General features: G+C 38.5%; 14 protein-coding genes. 6 read left to right on the forward strand and 8 right to left on the reverse strand.

Annotated features, from left to right (window positions below; genetic code table 11):
- The first annotated feature begins 79 nt into the window (after positions 1 to 79).
- The 4 genes from H6F62_RS02120 (at position 80) to H6F62_RS02135 (ending at position 4,983) form a co-directional block, all read left to right on the forward strand.
- On the forward strand, positions 80 to 832 hold the full coding sequence (locus H6F62_RS02120) for a response regulator transcription factor (RefSeq protein WP_137907199.1): 753 nt from the start codon (positions 80 to 82) through the stop codon (positions 830 to 832).
- Between the two features lie 53 nt (positions 833 to 885).
- Complete coding sequence (locus H6F62_RS02125; RefSeq protein WP_190371222.1) at positions 886 to 2,196, forward strand: ATP-binding protein; 1,311 nt, start codon at positions 886 to 888, stop codon at positions 2,194 to 2,196.
- Between the two features lie 41 nt (positions 2,197 to 2,237).
- On the forward strand, positions 2,238 to 2,906 hold the full coding sequence (gene phoU, locus H6F62_RS02130) for a phosphate signaling complex protein PhoU (RefSeq protein ID WP_137907231.1): 669 nt from the start codon (positions 2,238 to 2,240) through the stop codon (positions 2,904 to 2,906).
- A 400-nt stretch (positions 2,907 to 3,306) separates the two neighbouring features.
- A complete protein-coding gene (locus H6F62_RS02135; RefSeq protein WP_190371223.1) occupies positions 3,307 to 4,983 on the forward strand; it encodes an iron uptake porin in 1,677 nt (558 codons plus the stop codon).
- 422 nt (positions 4,984 to 5,405) lie between these two features.
- Here H6F62_RS02135 and recG read toward each other — a convergent pair whose 3' ends face one another.
- The 4 genes from recG to rpsB form a co-directional block, all read right to left on the reverse strand.
- The gene (gene recG / locus H6F62_RS02140) at positions 5,406 to 7,871 is read right to left on the reverse strand and encodes an ATP-dependent DNA helicase RecG (protein WP_137907196.1); all 2,466 of its coding nucleotides are present in this window, start codon (positions 7,869 to 7,871) and stop codon (positions 5,406 to 5,408) included.
- 159 nt (positions 7,872 to 8,030) lie between these two features.
- Positions 8,031 to 8,855, reverse strand: coding sequence for a hypothetical protein (locus tag H6F62_RS02145; RefSeq protein ID WP_190371224.1), 825 nt, complete (start codon positions 8,853 to 8,855; stop codon positions 8,031 to 8,033).
- A gap of 244 nt (positions 8,856 to 9,099) precedes the next feature.
- Positions 9,100 to 10,044, reverse strand: a complete 945-nt coding sequence (tsf, locus tag H6F62_RS02150) for a translation elongation factor Ts (RefSeq protein ID WP_137907194.1) — start codon at positions 10,042 to 10,044, stop codon at positions 9,100 to 9,102.
- 97 nt (positions 10,045 to 10,141) lie between these two features.
- Entirely contained in the window at positions 10,142 to 10,915 is a 774-nt protein-coding gene (gene rpsB, locus H6F62_RS02155; RefSeq protein WP_137907193.1) for a 30S ribosomal protein S2, read from the reverse strand.
- Between the two features lie 527 nt (positions 10,916 to 11,442).
- Here rpsB and H6F62_RS02160 point away from each other — a divergent pair.
- Positions 11,443 to 12,504 (forward strand): D-alanine--D-alanine ligase family protein, encoded by a 1,062-nt coding sequence (locus H6F62_RS02160; protein ID WP_137907192.1) that lies wholly within the window; start codon positions 11,443 to 11,445, stop codon positions 12,502 to 12,504.
- A 97-nt stretch (positions 12,505 to 12,601) separates the two neighbouring features.
- Complete coding sequence (locus H6F62_RS02165) at positions 12,602 to 12,979, forward strand: hypothetical protein (RefSeq protein WP_137907191.1); 378 nt, start codon at positions 12,602 to 12,604, stop codon at positions 12,977 to 12,979.
- Between the two features lie 812 nt (positions 12,980 to 13,791).
- Here H6F62_RS02165 and H6F62_RS02170 read toward each other — a convergent pair.
- The 4 genes from H6F62_RS02170 to H6F62_RS02185 form a co-directional block, all read right to left on the reverse strand.
- Positions 13,792 to 14,919, reverse strand: coding sequence for a glycosyltransferase family 1 protein (locus tag H6F62_RS02170; RefSeq protein WP_190371225.1), 1,128 nt, complete (start codon positions 14,917 to 14,919; stop codon positions 13,792 to 13,794).
- Between the two features lie 39 nt (positions 14,920 to 14,958).
- A complete protein-coding gene (locus tag H6F62_RS02175; RefSeq protein ID WP_137907230.1) occupies positions 14,959 to 16,221 on the reverse strand; it encodes a glycosyltransferase family 4 protein in 1,263 nt (420 codons plus the stop codon).
- Positions 16,218 to 17,627: a hypothetical protein gene (locus H6F62_RS02180; protein ID WP_137907189.1), complete on the reverse strand. Its 1,410-nt coding sequence runs from the start codon at positions 17,625 to 17,627 to the stop codon at positions 16,218 to 16,220. Before H6F62_RS02180 ends, H6F62_RS02175 begins: the two co-directional genes overlap by 4 nt.
- A 132-nt stretch (positions 17,628 to 17,759) precedes the next feature.
- Positions 17,760 to 18,020: a hypothetical protein gene (locus H6F62_RS02185; RefSeq protein ID WP_137907188.1), complete on the reverse strand. Its 261-nt coding sequence runs from the start codon at positions 18,018 to 18,020 to the stop codon at positions 17,760 to 17,762.
- Positions 18,021 to 18,161: the final 141 nt, after the last annotated feature.

An 18,161-nucleotide genomic window follows, 5' to 3' on the forward strand; every position in this document is an offset into this window, starting at 1 on the left:
AAACCAAATAGAAAAAATTAAAATCACTTCTGGGCATGATTTCCCATATACTAGGCTTTGTTATACACTTAAAAAATTAATGTATACCAGCGAATTAGCTAAATATTCTGCGAAAGCGGACATTGGAAAAACCAGCCGTATCTTCATAGTCGAAGATGAAGAATTGATTCGAGAAATGATAGTTGTGTCCTTAGAGGCGGAAGGATATGATATCATCACAGCTAGTGATGGCCGGGCAGCGGTAGAATATCTCAAAAGTTATGAACATAATTCCGAGGAATTATCTTTAGACTTAGTGATATTAGATTTAATGTTGCCCCAGATCAATGGTCTCGATATTTGCCGTTTTTTACGTCATCAAGGTAACTCAGTACCGATTTTAATGCTCAGTGCTAAAGGTAGTGAAACCGACCGGGTGCTAGGTTTAGAAGTCGGTGCTGACGACTATCTCACCAAACCATTTAGTATGCGGGAATTAGTAGCGCGGTGTCGGGCGTTACTTCGTCGCCAACGTTTAAGCATACTACCACAAATCCCTATCCTCAAGCACAAAGATATAACTTTAAATGCTCGAGAGTGTCGGGTTATGGTGCGTGGAGAGGAGGTAAATTTGTCTCCTAAAGAGTTTCGGCTGTTAGAACTCTTTATGAATTATACCCGTCGGGTATGGTCACGGGAGCAATTACTAGATCAGGTGTGGGGACCTGATTTTGTTGGGGATAGCAAAACTGTTGATGTTCATATCCGCTGGTTACGAGAAAAATTAGAAATAGATCCCAGTCATCCAGAATGTATTGTTACTGTGAGAGGTTTTGGTTACAGATTTGGGTAATTGGTCAAGATAGTTGTTAGCTTTGAGTGATAATACACCAACTAACAACTTCCATGTTCTTACTGGGATTTTTACTGGGTTTAGCTGTCGGCCTTGGTTTTTGGGTTTGGCAACTAGTTCATCTGAACTGGTATCTAGAGCGATTACTGCAACCGTTCAATTCTCCTTCCCAGAAAATGACGAATATCAAACTGCTGCTGAGACCTCGCTTACGTCAGGAAATTACTATAGTCAATAGACAGCGACAATATCTACAGCAGTCCCTATCTACCTATCAGGAATTGCTGGATTTTGCACCCCTGGGATATTTACAGGTAGACGAAGAGAACCAACTCCTGTGGTGTAACCAGCAAGCACGGGAAATATTATATCTCCAAAGATGGCAACCAGGACAAGTCCGGTTATTATTAGAATTGGTCAGATCCTACGAATTAGATCAGTTAATTGAACAAACTCGTGATTGGCAAAAACCGCAGGTACAAGAATGGGTTTTTCATCCCCCTTGTGAAGATGCTAAGGTGATGACACAATTAAAGTCTATGTTCCTACGGGCTTCTACTTTACCTTTACCAACCGGACAAGTAGGCGTATTTTTGGAAAATTGCCAGCCGGTGTTAGATATCAAGCAAGAACGCGATCGCTCTTTTTCCGATTTAGCTCACGAACTGAGAACACCCCTGACTGCAATTCGTCTAGTAGTGGAAACCCTTTTAACTCGGTTAGAACCACCCTTAGATCGTTGGGTTAATAGGCTGATGCAAGAAGTTGACCGACTAATTAATTTAGTACAAAGTTGGTTAGAACTGACACAAATAGAAAATAACCCCTCCATGCAGTTAAATTTAGAAATGGTGGAAATGCGATCGCTTATCGCCTCAGCATGGCAAACCCTAGAACCAATTGCCCAACTTCAATCTCTAAGTATAGCCTATTCTGGTTTAGAAAGTATTGAAATTCAAGGAGATAAATCCCGACTTTATCAAGTATTTGTCAACTTACTAGATAATAGCATTAAATATAGTCCCCCTGCGACAACTATTCGCATTGAGACTAAAATAATTTCTACTGATAATGGTGATATAATGGAAATCAATATTATTGATTCCGGTATTGGTTTTGCTATTAGTGACTTACCTCATGTATTTGAACGGTTTTATCGAGGGGATAAAGCTCGTTATCGTTCACCAGTCAATAAAGTAAATTCTCCCACGGGAATTGCTGGTAGTGGTTTAGGTTTGGCCATTGTCCAGCAAATAGTTATTGCCCATGGTGGTTCAATTCAGGCCATGAACCATCCAGACACTGGTGGTGCTTGGATACAAGTTCAATTTCCGCAAATGATCACAAATTCACCTCAGTCTTGACTATAGTTAAGACAATATATACTTTTTTTAATATGATCAGCGTGGAAACTGTACTTTATACAGCAAATCATGAAACACCCCAAATAAAACGTTCCATTAGGCGTTTAGAGCGGGATTTATTACGTATGGGTGCTTTAGTAGAACAATCATTTCGGCTCTGTCACCAAGCCCTATTTAACCGCGACTTAATGGCAGCGGAACAAATACCCCGACTAGATAAAAAAATTGACCGCTTTTATCGGCAAATAGAATCAGACTGCACCACCATTATCACCCATCAATCACCCACGGAACAGGATTTACGGTGTTTAAGTGCTTTTATGCAATTAGTCCGCGATTTAGAACGCATTGGGGATTATGCCAAAGATCTAGCAGATATTGCCATTAAAATCTTTCCCTATCCCCCCCATAGTTCTTTACCAAAGATTGCTATTATGTCTCAACACGCCCAAGCAATGTTAGCAACGTGCTTAGTCGCTTTAGCCGATTTGGACGAAACTGGTGGACAACGGATGAATCAGTTAGATGATGCTGTAGACAATGCTTATGAGCATCTTTATCAAACTTTTGCCCACATTCAGGATTTTCCGGGAGTAATTGAACCAATTTTACTCTTAACCTTAGCAATTCGGTGTTTAGAACGCATGGCAGATCACGCTACCAACATTGCCCAACGAGTTACATATATTGTAACTGGTCAACGTTGTTAAATTGGATTTCGGGCAGAAATTAATTTACGTAGGGTGTGTTAGCGATTAGTAACGCACCAAAATCTTATACATCACGTCCGGTGTGTTAGCGATTAGTAACGTACCCAACGCTTGACGCACCCAACGCTTGATAATTATCGGTTACGGATTTGATTTTCACCCCCCCCATGTTATAGACTATTTTTGACAATAAAGTCTGGTTCATAACCCTGTGTTTACCCAATCATAATCATAAGATGAAAAAATACAAAAATTATAACTTCGTATAAAAATTTTGATGTTCAGTTGTGTTAAGTGTTATTTATGATGTAGAATCAAATCATAAAACTTATGTGTAACTTCCTGAAGAGGGACTTTACCATAAACTTAGTTCGTTTAGGTGTGAGAGAAATTAAAATTTATGAAAAAAGCTTTCTGGAATATCCTCAAAGTTAGCCCTGCTGTGGCCTTAACCTTACTGGCCGGTAACAGCGCCTTTGCTGGTGAAGTTAATGGTAAAGTGACAAGTGTTGCTGAGTTGTCCCAAGAGTCCAACAACCTGAGTCAAGTAACATCTGTTTCTAAATTTTCCGACGTACAGCCCACAGATTGGGCGTTTCAAGCTTTACAATCCTTAGTTGAACGTTATGGTTGTGCGGCTGGTTATCCCAACGGTACTTTCCGTGGTAATCGCTCTTTAACTCGTTATGAATTTGCCGCTGGTTTAAATTCCTGCTTAGACCGCGTTAATGAACTTATTGCTACTGCTACTGCTGAAATGGTAAGTAAGCAGGATTTAGCCACTTTACAGCGGTTACAAGAAGAATTTTCTACTGAATTGGCAACTCTGCGCGGTCAAGTAGATGCTTTAGAAGCTCGTACCGGCGAACTAGAAGCTAATCAATTTTCTACCACCACCAAACTATCTGGGGAAGCTATTTTCAGCGTCTCCCAAGCCTTTGGGGATAAGGTAGCGGTTCAATCTACTGCTGCTGGTAACACACCGAATCAAAAGTTAGGCAACAGCTCAACCTTATCTGACCGGGTGCGGTTGAGTTTGAACAGCAGTTTCACTGGTACAGACCAATTACAAACTCGTTTGCAAGGTCGGAATATTGTCAGTAATAGAAATATCACTGGTACTAACATGACTCGTTTGGGTTATGATGCTAGTGAAGATGAAAAGAACGCCGTAACTATTGACAAACTCAACTACGCTTTCAATTTAAAAGACAACATTCGTGTCAAAATTGATGCTACTGGTGCTGAGTTAAACGAGAACGTCAATGTTTTCAACCCTGACTTTAGAAGCAGTGGTTCGGGCGCTTTATCTCGCTACGGACGTTTCAGCCCCATTTATCGTCAAGCAGGTGACGGTGCAGGTATCACTGTTAACATCAATCCTAATGGTAAATTGGGCTTGAGTGCAGCTTATATGGCTCAAGGGCTATCAGATAGAACTGCTGCTAATAATCCTGCTCCTGGTAATGGACTATTCAACGGTGATAATACTATTTTCGGTCAGTTAGCTTTCAAGCCTATCCCCGCTATCAACATTGGTTTGACCTACGCTCACACTTATCAAAAAAGCATTGTTGATGTCAATGATGTTGATAACGACGGCAATAGAACTGAGAATGTATCTAGTAATCTCTTGGGTTCTACTGGCAGCCGTAGGGCAAATAATCCCTTTAGTGGTGTTGCGGCAGAGGCAAGTAACTACGGTATACAAGCTACGCTCCAACCCACAAAGAATATCACCCTAGGTGGTTGGGGTGGTTATACCGCCGCCAGCACTTTAACCGGTCCTACCAAGAGTGGAGAAATCTGGTACTGGGCTGCTACCTTGGGTATTAAGGACTTCATTAAAGAAGGTAATACTTTGGGTTTAATCGTCGGTCAATCACCTAAATTGACCGGTGGTAAAGATGTTACCAGAGATTTTAACACTTCTTATCATATAGAAGGTCTTTACAAGGTGAAGCTTTCTGATAATATCCTTGTTACTCCAGGTGTAATAGTCATCTTGAATCCTGAGCATAACGACAAGAACAGCGCCGAATACGTTGGTACTTTACGGACCACTTTCACTTTCTAAAATTAGCCGTGGTTAACCCCTCCCTCACCCCCTCCTTGGCAGCGGGTTTTCAAAGTCGGCGGTAAAGAAGAAAAGAAAAGTGATCTTTTCTTGATCAGATCAAGAAAAGATCACTAATTTTTCAATTTTTTTTTAATTTTTTCAATTTTTAAATTATGCTAAATAGGGCTTGCTGAATAAGCTGAAAAGCTAGACAAAGGAAGAGATACAGGAGGATAAAAAGTGAATAAAGTGGGAGAAAAAAGGATAAAATAAGTAAAAATCCCTGCACCAAAGTCAATTAAAATGTATAGAAAAGAAAAACAACAAGAAACGACACCAGAGAACTTTACTTTTTTCTGTGAAGTGTCAAAAATCATCGTGCCTTTAGGTCGGTGAGTATGTCAATACACAAATTAAAATAATGATTTGAACTTACTAAATCAAGTCAAAATCGCGCCACCCATTAACCGCCCATACCTATACTTTAACTCATCCTGCATTAATGGCCAACGGGCTAAACTTGCATCAATATCAATCACTTTTTCCGCTGCTTGTCGTGCTAACAGCAAAACATCCTCATCTTCCACCAAACTAGCTAAGGTAAAATCTGCTACACCTGATTGGCGAGTTCCCATCACTTCCCCCGGACCGCGAAACCGCATATCCATTTCAGAGATAAAAAACCCATCTTGAGACTGTTCCAATACTTTTAAACGTTGTTGGGCATCTGCACTTCTGGAACTACTCATTAATAAGCAGTAAGATTGCGCTGCACCCCTTCCTACACGCCCCCGTAATTGGTGTAATTGTGATAAACCGAATCTTTCCGCGTGTTCAATCAACATTACCGTAGCATTAGGCACATCTACCCCCACCTCAATTACAGTGGTAGAAACGATAATTTGAGTTTCATTATCGCGGAATTTGTGAATAGCTTCCTCTTTTTCCGCTGAAGTCATGCGTCCATGTAATAACCCAACTTGAAAATCAGGAAAAACGCTTTCTTGTAATTTTTGATGTTCCTCTACAGCGGAACGCAAATCTAATTTTTCCGACTCTTCTACCAAAGGCAAAACTACATAAACCTGTCTACCTTGGGCAACTTCTCGACGGATTAAATCATAAGCTTGGGTTCTTTGATGACCAGTCAATAAAGTGGTTTTAATTTGTTGTCTTCCTGGTGGTAATTCATCAATTTGACTAACATCTAAATCTCCATGTACTGTTAATGCCAAAGTGCGAGGAATAGGAGTAGCGGTCATTGTTAAAACATGAGGTTGTTCGCCTTTTTGTTGTAATTTTGCCCTTTGTTGTACCCCAAAACGATGCTGTTCATCTATTACCACTAAACCCAATCTTTGAAAATTAACTTTATCTTGAATTAAGGCATGAGTCCCAACTAATAAAGGTAATTCACCGGTTTCTAATTGAGAATGAATTTCTCGTCTTTTAGCTATTTTTGTCGAACCTGTTAATAATTCAACAGGCAAATGTAGCAGGTTAAACCAACTAACTAACTTACGATAATGCTGTTCTGCTAATACTTCCGTGGGAGCCATTAACGCCGCTTGATAACCTGATTGAATTGCAGCTAAAATAGCCATAACAGCAACAACAGTTTTACCTGAACCAACATCACCTTGAACTAAACGATTCATGGGTGTAGGTTTTTGTAAATCGGTGAGAATTTCATTAATAACTCGTTGCTGTGCGCCGGTAAATTTAAAGGGGAGAATTTTCTGAAATTTTTCTAATAATTTTCCCTTGGGTGTAAGAACAGCACCAGTTTGAATTGCTTTAGCTTGTTTTTGACGTTGTAACAAACCAACTTGTAAATAGAAAAATTCATCAAATACTAAGCGACGACGAGCAGTTTTTAAAGAGTCACTATCTTTAGGAAAATGAATATTAGGAATAGCTTCTTTTAATTCCATTAAATCATATTTTTCTCGTAAACCTTTAGGCAAAGGATCTTTTAAATTAACTACTGCTGTTAAAGCCGCCATTACAGCCTGTCTGACAGTATTAGCTACTACCCCTTCAGTTAAGCTATAAATAGGCACAACTCGCCCAATAGTTAAAGAATCAATAGGATCTCCAGGATTTGCTAAAACTTCCAATTCTGGGTTATCCAAAGTTAATCCATATTTACTGCCTTTGACTAATCCACAAGCTGCCAACATACTACCTACGGGATAGTTGCGTTTTAAGGTTTCCTGCCAACCACGACTAGTAAAACGCGCACCTGCAAAAAATCTGCTAACTTTAATTTGTCCTGTATTATCTTTGAGAATTAATTCTAAAATTGATAATTTTTTATTTTTAGGACTGGTAAAGAAATTAAACCGTTTTACCGTCGCTATGATAGTTACTGTTTCCCCTCCCGTTAATTCACTAATATTTACCTGACGGCCATAATCAATATGATCACGAGGATAATAAAATAATAAATCACGGACGGTATGTAAATCTAATCGGGCTAAACTTTCAGCTTTTTTAATACCGATTTCTGGTAAAATGCTGAGTTTTTGATCAATTTTGGGAACTAGTTTTTTACTGACTTCGGCAACAATTGGAGTGGTGGGATTTTGATTTTTAAGTTCGTAAATTTTGGGGGGAGTTTTTGTTTCTAATTCTTCTTCTAGTTGATTCAGATATTTTCTAACTTCTGCTACTAAATCCTTTTTTTCTGCTAATGCCAAATTTGGATAATTGGCAAATTGTATTGCTATTTCTTGCCAACGAGAACGTTCTTTTTGGGGTAAACCTGGAGGAAATTTACCAAAGGTCAAACTCAAAAATTCACTAAAGCGGTGTTGCTTACCTAGTAAATCTATAAAGCCATTTTCCGCTTCAAATGCTAAGGCTTTATGCAATCTTATCCAATCAGGTGTTTTATTAGTCATTGGTCATTAGTTGTTGGTCATTGGTTATTAGTTATTACTTGTTGGTTATTAGTTATTAGTTAAGAGATTATCGAGGCTTGAAAAATAGACTTTCTTCATAGATCTTCTCATATATTTTTTAACTTTTAAGTTTACATTTTTAATTCCCCTAAAGGCTGACTAATCCTCGAACCAACTAGCACGCCAAGCAGCTTCAGCTTCAGCAATTTTCAGTTCTTTTTGTCTTTTTTGATACTCTTTTCCTACTTTACTCAGTTGCATTAAGATATTACGAATTCTCTTGCGCTCTGTCAATAGTGTCACATCAGCAAATTCTATTTCTCCCAGTCGCAAGTGAATAGCCATAATCTGAGTGATAGAATCTTCCGAATCTTCCTGATCACTAATTTCTATAACTAAGTTTAATATATTGGGAAGACTGGGCATCATATCACTAGAAGATTCTGAGGCAGCAGTTGCAGCGGTTAAAATCGGTTCTGGTAGTTTTTTGGGTAAAACCCCTGTTTTTTGGATGAGAATATTAGCCCCTTGGGAGACTTTTTTTAAAGTTTCTTCAATTCCTTCTTCTACCTCTTGTTGCCATTCTACCAGTTCTATAGGATTAGAAGGATCTAAAGCTTGAGGCTGTTGTTCCTTTTCTTCTTGTTCGTCCTTTTCTTCTTCTTCCTCAGTTTCTAAAACTACTTCTGTTTGGGTAACTTCTGGGGGCTGAATATAACTAATTAATTCCTGAGCGGCTTGTTGACTTAATTTACGAATACTTTGTTGTAATTTTTGCCGCTGATTTAGTGATAAGTTAAGAAATTCATCAGGATGTCCTTGGGTACACAGGTAATAACTGGCTAAAATCAATTGTTTTTGTAAAGCCAGTCCCAAGGTATTTATATATCTAGCATAAGCTAAATTGAGTTGTTGAGCGATCGCTCTGGTCGCCTCTTTTAATGCAATAATGTCTTTTTCTATCCGTTCAATTGCTCTCGTCATAATTTTAGACTGGTAATAGTCCTTTGTCTTTTGTCCGTTGTCAACGATCAATTAATTGCCCCCTACTACAAATATAGGTATTTCTGAGAAAATAATCATTACTTAATAAAATACAGGCCAGCGCATTCTCCCTGACCTGTAAATACAAATAGTCATGAATCAGAACTAAAAGTCTATCATCAACAGCAACCCATTAAGTATATATTCTTAGCAACTGACTAATGACTACTGAATACTGATTAAATTACTTAGCACCCATTTGGGCGGCAACTTCCTCAGCAAAGCTAATTTCTTTCTTTTCAATGCCTTCACCCAGGACATAGCGGACAAAGCGATTTACTTGAACTTCTCCACCAACTTGAGATTGTACTTGCTTCACCAAATCTTCTACCAAAATACTCTGATCACGAATATAAGGTTGATCTAGTAAAGTCATTTCTTTCAAGCGCTTTTCAATTCTGCCTTGAACAATCTTTTCCCTAATGTTCTCTGGTTTGTTAGCCAAGTCGTCCTTACCCATTTCAATGTCTTTTTCCTTTTGGACAAGTTCGGCAGGAATTTTGTCCACGCTAACATATTCCACATTGGGACAAGCGGCAACTTGCATGGCAGCATTTTTGGCCAAGCCTTGGAATTCTTCATTAGCAACTGCTGAAGCAGTTTCAGCGGTTAATTCCACTAATACACCAACACGACCACCAGTATGAATATAGCTGTCTGCTATTCCGGGTGTGACTTGTGCTGGGGCAAAAGAGACAAAGCGGCGTACCTGGATATTTTCACCAAGAGTAGCAATGGTTTCTTTGATGAATTCCTCAACAGTGGCGCTGGGCTTCTCAGTATAGGGTTGAGCCAATAAAGACTCAATACTATCAGCAGTTGCAGCTTGTTGAGCCAAGTTCTTCACTAGGGCTTTAAAAGCCTCATTTCGGGCAACAAAGTCCGTTTGACAGTTTACCTCTATGAGTACACCTACCTGACCACCGGGCTGAATATAGGTGTCTACCAGACCTTCTGCGGCAATACGATCACTACCTTTGTCGGCTTTAGCAATACCTTTTTGCCGTAGCCAGGTTGTGGCCGCCTCGATATTACCATCATTTTCCTTCAGCGCCTTTTTGCAGTCCATCATGCCAGCACCGGTTTTTTGGCGTAGCTCTTGGACGAGTTTTGCAGATATTTCCGCCATGTTGCCTCAATTCCTAACTTGACAGATACAAATATTAATTAAGATTCTAAGATGATCAGGACTCATCTTAGAATCTTTAAATCCTGATTACAGATGTTTATTCTTCGTCTGATGACTCAGTGACATCACTTTCGTCGTATTCGTCAGTGTAATCTTCGTAATCGTCGTAATCTTCTTCCACTTCTAGCTGACCGTGACGACCTTCATAAATAGCATCTGCTAATTTACCAACAATTAGCTTAATGGATCTAATTGCGTCATCATTGGCTGGGATAGGAATATCAACTACGTCTGGGTCACAGTTTGTATCCAACATAGACACAATGGGAATACCCAATTTTTCGCATTCTTGAACTGCGTTATATTCCCGTTTCTGGTCAACAATAATCACAATATCCGGGACTTTCCGCATATTCTTAATACCGCCTAGGTATTTTTGTAGCTTCGTCATTTCCCGACGTAGCATGGAAGCTTCTTTCTTGGGTAATAAATCCAGTGCGCCGGTTTCTTCTCTCCGTTCTAAATCTTTGAGACGTTCTGCTCTGGTTTTAATTGTTGCCCAATTCGTCAGCATTCCCCCCAACCAACGTTGGTTAATATAGTGAGAACCACAACGCAGAGCCTCTTGAGCAATAATTCCCGCTGCTTGGCGCTTAGTTCCCACAAACAGGAATTTTTTACCTTGCTCTGATTGGGTTCGCATATAATTATACGCGTTATCCATCAACTGGGCTGTTTGCACCAAGTCTATGATATGTACACCATTGCGTGAGGTGTAGATATAAGGAGCCATTTTCGGGTTCCAACGTCGGGTTTGATGACCGAAGTGAACACCAGACTCCATCAATTGAGCCAAGGAAACTACTGGCATATTTTGTTACTCCTATTCGGGTTAAACCTCCACCCAGGTGCATTTCTCAAATTAAGAAACACCCGAATTCCTGGATGTGCGGAATTTTTGACAACTGTACTAGGGTAACACAAATATATTCACTTTGCCACTGAACCTGGATTTTTTTGTGAGAGTCAAGATTTTTATTAGTTGTCACACAGCTTTATTTACTACTTCCCAGCCGGAGGCTGGGAAGTAGACTTTGAGGCTCTGCCTCCAATAGAGAACAAAGTATTAAGCTGTACTGCATTTAATTTGTATAATTTAGCGGGCAGGATGCCCGCACCACAAGATTTAGTTATATTAGGATTGTACAATTTAGCTGCGTTTCCCCTACTTAGGAGAGTTGACAATTGATTTAAAATCTGTTATCATGAGCGCGAATGCGAATAAATATCTATAAAAGATAATATAGATGAGGTAGAGATCCATGACGGGGGGGTTAATTAACAGTGGCTCTTCTTTGGTAATAATGGAAATTGCGGGTTTTGGAGATATATAAGAAAATGAATAAGCTACGGGTGGGTTTGCTATTTGGTGGACGTTCCGGGGAACATGAAGTTTCAATAATTTCTGCAAGGGCGATCGCTCAAGGTCTAAAATTAGAAGCAAATGCTAATAAATACGAAATTTTGCCTTTTTATATCCAAAAAGATGGAGTTTGGCAATCTGGAGTTATGGCCCAACAAGTTCTAGAATCTGGTGTTCCCCAAGAAATCCTATCTACAACCCCTAATTTATGGCAATTCCCACCCGAAACCGCACAAGTTGAGCTTTGGTTTCCCATTCTTCATGGTCCGAATGGAGAAGATGGTACAATACAGGGTTTATTAACCTTAACACAAGTTCCCTTTGTCGGTTCTGGGGTATTGGGTTCAGCAACGGGAATGGACAAAATTGCCATGAAAATGGCTTTTGCTCAAGCGGGATTACCTCAAGTAAAATATAAAACTGTCACCAGAGCGGAAATTTGGTCAAATCCTTGTGTATTTCCGAAATTGTGTGATGAAATTGAGGCCACATTGGGCTATCCTTGTTTTGTCAAACCTGCTAATCTAGGTTCATCAGTGGGAATTGCTAAAGTGCGATCGCGTCAAGAATTAGAGGTAGCATTAGATAATGCTGCTACTTATGATAGACGCATTATCGTTGAAGCTGGAGTTGTCGCTAGAGAGGTTGAATGTGCCGTTTTAGGTAATGATAACCCGAAAGCGTCAGTCATAGGTGAAATTACTTTTGATAGTGATTTTTACGACTACGAAACTAAATATACACCTGGTAAAGCGGATTTATTCATTCCCGCAAATTTACCAGAGTTAGTAGCACAGCAAATTCAAGAAATGGCCTTACAAGCTTTTGCTGCTGTTGATGCTGCTGGTTTATCTAGAGTAGACTTTTTCTATGTGGAAACTACGGGAGAAATTTTCATCAATGAAATTAATACCTTACCAGGGTTTACCTCCACAAGTATGTATCCCCAACTCTGGGCTAATACTGGTATACCATTTGCCCAATTAGTAGATCAATTGATTGAACTAGCAATTGAAAGACATTCTCCAGTTAATTAACAAAGACTAGCAAGGGGAAATATTTATTTTCCTCTTGTTTTGACTATGATTTGTGTGATTAAGATTAAGGTGATGGATAAAAACTATAGGAAATATAGTGATAAAATACCCTTGGATCTGGTTCTTTAGCTTATTTCTCATTCCTATAGGAATGACGATTTTTGCCTATCAGCAATTGAGTTATGTTGGCTATGTGCCACAGAAAGCACAGGAAGAAGCCCCATTTTTATCTATTCACAAATACCCTATTGCCACATTTTCCGATTCTAGTAATTCTATCCCTCCATGGTTGGTAATAGCGATCGCTGTTTGTTGTGCTGCGGGTTCTTTTGTAATTTTTTACTCACTTCAAAGTTCAATAGAGACACAAAAAACCACTCAACGCACTCGCAACAGTCAAAAATTGCACCCCCAAAAACGTCATAAATCCAGAAATTCCTCCTCTTCATCATCTGACAGCAAAAATCCGCTATAATTTTTTTTTGCCACCTGAGAAAATCCCATACCCCCCATTACCAATGTGGAATCAGTCAGAGACTTGTTGAATATATCTCAACACACCGCTAAAAACCTGAAAATATAAGACTTTTGAGAAAGTGCCAACTTGGCAACCAAGTTTTAATTACCTAAGTTACATTGATTCCAGATAAAGAAATTCAATGTTGTGGTTATTAAAGGCTATTACATATTGATTTTTTTTAGGCAACACCATAGTTTATGGTAACATTTTTTAAGCATAAATAACAATGATTTGTAGATAATTAATTTGGCATTTATTGGCTCAAAAATAATAACAATAATCAGGTTTGACATTTACTGCAATGGGAATCTACTCACCCCCTATAAATACTGTCTTTATTATATCAACCCCCCTAAATAACTGGCAGTATTTATATATTCCTGAACGCTACAGCAGTAAATGTAGAGTGGGAGATTTTAGGCTTTTGGTATGCCTTCTCCCACTCTCTTTTTATTTATAGTGGTTAGTGGACTTTAGACTAAAAACCCACATTCCGCACTTCACAATGTAGTATGAGCCTTTTCAAGAATTACAAGAATTATTTTTAATAAGGGTTTAATGATTAAGTATTAAAACTTAAATTTTTGATAAAAACAGGACTTACGCAAAATATCTCTCCCTAAACCCCCATTTCTCTGGGTTCTCTGTTCGTTTATTCCGTAACTTGTCCGTAAGTCCTAAAAAAATGTATTTTTATGCAGTATAAAAAATAATATAAAAAATAAAATTAAGGGATTCATTATTTCACTTATTTTCCTCTACTACCGCTACTTGTTGAGCCGATAAGTGTTACTGTAAAATTTTAGATATTGATCTGCTATATCTAATTTAGAAAAATGAAAATTATCAGTAGTTCTATTTAAAGGCAGTTCTAAAGTAGAAATAATGGCTTGTGAGAGATTTTTAACAGCATTACCTTGAAGATCAAAATAACAACAGTTAAAACCACAAATTTCTCTAAATATGGGAATATCAGAACAAACTACCTGAGAAGAAAAGTATAGAGCTTCCGCTAAAGGCAAACAAAATCCTTCCTGAGAGGAAGCAGCAATAAAAAGTTGACATTTTTGATACAACCAACATAATTCGTTATCTTTAATTGCATGAATAAATATCACCTGATCTTGAAGAGAGAGATCATGAATTAGCTTGAAAAACCTCTCTGTTTCTGGTCCTGTATTACCAACAATAATTAGTTTGGTATCATTTTTTAGAGATTCATTCTTATACAAAAAATAAAAAGCTTGAATTAACAAATCTATGTTTTTGTTTTTTCGGTGTTGTGCAACACATAACAAAAAAGAATCATTATTACTAATATCTAACTTAGTAGGTGGTTCAGCAATAACAGCACTAAAATCTACATAATTATAAATAACACTCATGGGTTTGATTAATTGAATATTTGGAAAGTATGATTTAAGACTGCTGAGTGTGGATTTAGAAATACAGGTAAGACTATCACTACTTTCTATACATTGTTTTAAAAAAAACCGATTAAAGATAACATTTGGATATCCAAAAACCTCTGGTTTTTCATAAGGATACAAATCGTGTATTGTCGCAACAACAGGACAAGAAAAAAGTGGACGTATAAAAGGAAATGGGAATGATAAATGAACAATATCAGGACTAAAATGTTTTGCTAATTTTGGTAAACCAAATAAAAACCAGAGATTTCTTGCCAATGAACTATTTTGAATCTCTATACTAATTAACTGAATTTTGTGGGAATTAAAGAATAGTTCAAAGTAATCTTTTTGCCATACTCCGACAATTAAGGTCACTTTATTAACCTCTGGACTATCAGCCAGACATTGAGCCAGATTTGCAGCATATCGGCAAACACCTGTTGGTTTTGTAGGCCTATGTAAAGCGGGAATTAGTATGTGCATATTGTCAAAGTCCGAAAAATTAATTACTTAAAAGTAGTTTCAAAAAACTTGAGTCCAACTTGAGTTTTTTGAAACTTTTCTGGTGACAACCTCTAAATAAAGTTTGTGCAACCGTTCTCCGACAACTTGCCAACTGTAGTTTTCATTGACTAATTTCCGGCCAGCCTGACCCATACTAACTATGAGTTCTGGATTTTGAACTAAATAAATCATTGCGGCCGCTAAGTCACGGACAGTTTGATATGGTTCATCAGCAGCAATCTTAAAGCCAGTTTCCTCAGTAACTTGAACAGCAGGTCCGCCTAAATCTAGACAGATAACGGGACGACCCGCTGCCATTGCTTCCATACACACCCACCCGCCAGAATCATGTAAGCTGGGATGAATTAGTAGATGACAGTCCTTTAACAAATCTAAAGCCTTTTCACGGGGCAACCTACCCCAAAATTTAACTTTTTTAGCAATTCCTAAATGTGATGCTAAAGTTTGGAGTTGATGCCATTGTGGTCCATCTCCCACAATCCAGTATTCTGTATTTGGTAGATTTGCTTGAGCAAAAGCACGTAGTCCCAGATGAAACCCTTTCCAGTGTAACAGTCTACCCATACTGATAAATTTCACTATTGGCTCATTAGGGATTTCATATTGATTTAGATGCTCTATGTCTGCTGCTGATAACCCTGATTCCGGCAAAATCTGCATATACTTCACACCCATTTTATAGAGGCGCTGGGCTGTATCCTTAGTTGTGGCTCGGACCACAGCACTTCTTTGAGCAGTAAGACGGACAAATGGGTCTTGCTCTCCTAGCCGGCGAGCAACACTACGAGCAATTTCATAAATTTTGCCATTTAAGCTAAAATCCTGCCAAAAGCTCGCTGGTGCTGATTCTCCACCGCCTACAGGACCCCAAACCAGGGGAATGGGTAGGAGTGACAGGAAGCAAGGACTGGAATACTTAACAAAGGTGACATGGTGGATCAAGTCAAAGCCAATTTTCTGATGTAAGTCACGGGCGACAAAATAGGCTTGAATTTGCCAGAGGTAATAGTGAAGCTGCATTCCCCCAGACTGTCCCCAGCGTCTACTATCCTGCCAGAACGGGAGAGTAAAGTAAACAAAGTGAAGATTGGGAATGGGGTGGCGTGCCAATTCTGCGTTAATAATATCCTGACTCTCATCGGGTCGGGTAAGTACCCATACTTCATGATATTTGGCAACTTCGCGGGCAATATTCCAACCCACACCAGGCTCAGAACCCATACCTGGTTCACAGGAGTAAGCAGACATTAAAATCTTCATAGGGAATTGGTAATTGGTAATTGGTAATTGGGAAATTCTTTCTCTCTCCTGACTGTCTGTATTTTTTTCTTCAATTGTCGTTCTTGCCATGCTAGTCCTAGAATAAAAGCGATAGAAAGCATGAAGCCTGGTTCTTCCATTTGAGTAAAAATAAAACCCATGACAAAAACAGCCAGTAAAGTAACTTTTAAAGAATCATTTAAACGAAAGTGTTGCCAAGCTAAATAGGATAGGAATAGGTATGCTCCTAGACCCAAAAGTCCTAAATCTCCCCATATTCCAGCCCAGCCAAAAATGGGGCTGAAGAGACTTGAACCAGAACAAAGCCAAGAACTAACACAAAATTCCATTCCTTCCCGACCAATTGGATTGGTGGTAGCACCTAGTGGTCCGAGTATAGACGAATAATCTTTAAGAAACCATACACCAAGGCGGCTGACAGTATGCCCTGGACCTAGACCAAATAACCAATCTAGAGGGGATTGGTAATGAGATAAAATGGAACGCACTGAGTAAAATTTTGTATACCAAGCATAACCATCTGCTCCATAAAGTTCCGGTCGCGCCCAAGATGTAAATGCGGCAAATGCCTCTAAGTTTTGTACACACCAAACAAATCCAAATCCGAAGATAGCGATCGCACTCAGAAGTTTGATAGTTTTACCAAAATCCTTTGAATTCACCAAGATTAAAAGAACCCAGGCAATCAAATAAGCAAGTACAATTTGTTTGGAGTCAGAAAATAGAATCTGCCAGAAAGCGGCGATAATAGCCACGATTCTCATCCATAATGGAAAAGTTTTTTCATTAGTGAAGAAGTAAAGAGCAAAGACAACTGATACCGAAGCCGATACATAATTTCCCGCACCGGAAACGAAAAAGACTCCACCACATCCATCGGTGCCATTAAATCCGTTAGCATAGAGTTTTCCGGCATCAATTAGGGGTTTTTGGACAGCAGCGAGAACAAAGTTAATTAAAACAGACCAGATCAACCAATTTTTGATGCGTGTAACAGATTTAGCCGACATGGGAATACACGCGATGGACAAGAGGAAAATGAAGGGTTCGCAAAGCATCATGAAAGAGACAATGGCATTAATTAAGCCTGTGTTATTCCATAAAGCACTAGCCAATACTGCGACGAGAAAAATGAAAATTCCCAATAAGAAAGAATAGGCAATTGCAATCTGTTTGTGATCTTTTGAGCGACTTGTGAATAATATAACTCCTAAAACAAAGGGAACAACTACGAAGTGAGCAAGGTTAAGAATTGAGGGAGCATGAGTAATTGCACAAAAAATGCGAGAGTAAAAAACTACAGAAAAGGCCAAGATAATTAAGCTGGTATTATCAATTACTCCATTTTTTTTCTGTTTCTTACTTGTAGGTGACTGCAAATACATGATATTGAATACCTCAGAACCTTAATTTTCTGATTTTTGAAAATATATTTTATGATTTGATAAATCCATATTTGGCAGGCTAGTAATCATTGATACAATTTTCAGGATTTGAGATTTTGACAGTTGGTAATACTAGTCAATAACTAAGGCAATTTCATCACATAAACGTCCTCCAGATAAGTACAAAATAGGCCATAAGAATGTATTTACTAACCTATTTTTGATTGTTGGGTTATGCCATTGAAACATATAAATTTCTTTGGCATTTAGTCCATAACGAGACAATAAGCAAGACAAGGTTGCGACTGAATAATAAGCACTATGATCAGGATGAACATATTCATATCCTGAAAAACCATAAGTATGTGGTAATTGGGTAATCAGTACACCCAATATGTAATACCCGTTTTTTACGACAGGCATCCACTAACCAATCATCTCGGTTAACCATCTTTAGTCTAGGTAGTTTCATCATAAAATTATCTCTACTCCTAATTTTGTTTATAATCCTAATCAGCTATTTTGATAACCTTT

The organism is Anabaena sp. FACHB-1391 (assembly GCF_014696755.1).
Lineage (GTDB): Bacteria > Cyanobacteriota > Cyanobacteriia > Cyanobacteriales > Nostocaceae > Dolichospermum > Dolichospermum planctonicum.

Coding starts and splice junctions, on each gene's coding strand:
- H6F62_RS02120 (WP_137907199.1), top strand. CDS start 80: ATGTATACCAGCGAATTAGCTAAATATTCTGCGAAAGCGGACATTGGA.
- H6F62_RS02125 (WP_190371222.1), top strand. CDS start 886: ATGTTCTTACTGGGATTTTTACTGGGTTTAGCTGTCGGCCTTGGTTTT.
- H6F62_RS02135 (WP_190371223.1), top strand. CDS start 3,307: ATGAAAAAAGCTTTCTGGAATATCCTCAAAGTTAGCCCTGCTGTGGCC.
- recG (WP_137907196.1), bottom strand. CDS start 7,871: ATGACTAATAAAACACCTGATTGGATAAGATTGCATAAAGCCTTAGCA.
- H6F62_RS02145 (WP_190371224.1), bottom strand. CDS start 8,855: ATGACGAGAGCAATTGAACGGATAGAAAAAGACATTATTGCATTAAAA.
- tsf (WP_137907194.1), bottom strand. CDS start 10,044: ATGGCGGAAATATCTGCAAAACTCGTCCAAGAGCTACGCCAAAAAACC.
- rpsB (WP_137907193.1), bottom strand. CDS start 10,915: ATGCCAGTAGTTTCCTTGGCTCAATTGATGGAGTCTGGTGTTCACTTC.
- H6F62_RS02160 (WP_137907192.1), top strand. CDS start 11,443: ATGAATAAGCTACGGGTGGGTTTGCTATTTGGTGGACGTTCCGGGGAA.
- H6F62_RS02170 (WP_190371225.1), bottom strand. CDS start 14,919: ATGCACATACTAATTCCCGCTTTACATAGGCCTACAAAACCAACAGGT.
- H6F62_RS02175 (WP_137907230.1), bottom strand. CDS start 16,221: ATGAAGATTTTAATGTCTGCTTACTCCTGTGAACCAGGTATGGGTTCT.
- H6F62_RS02180 (WP_137907189.1), bottom strand. CDS start 17,627: ATGTATTTGCAGTCACCTACAAGTAAGAAACAGAAAAAAAATGGAGTA.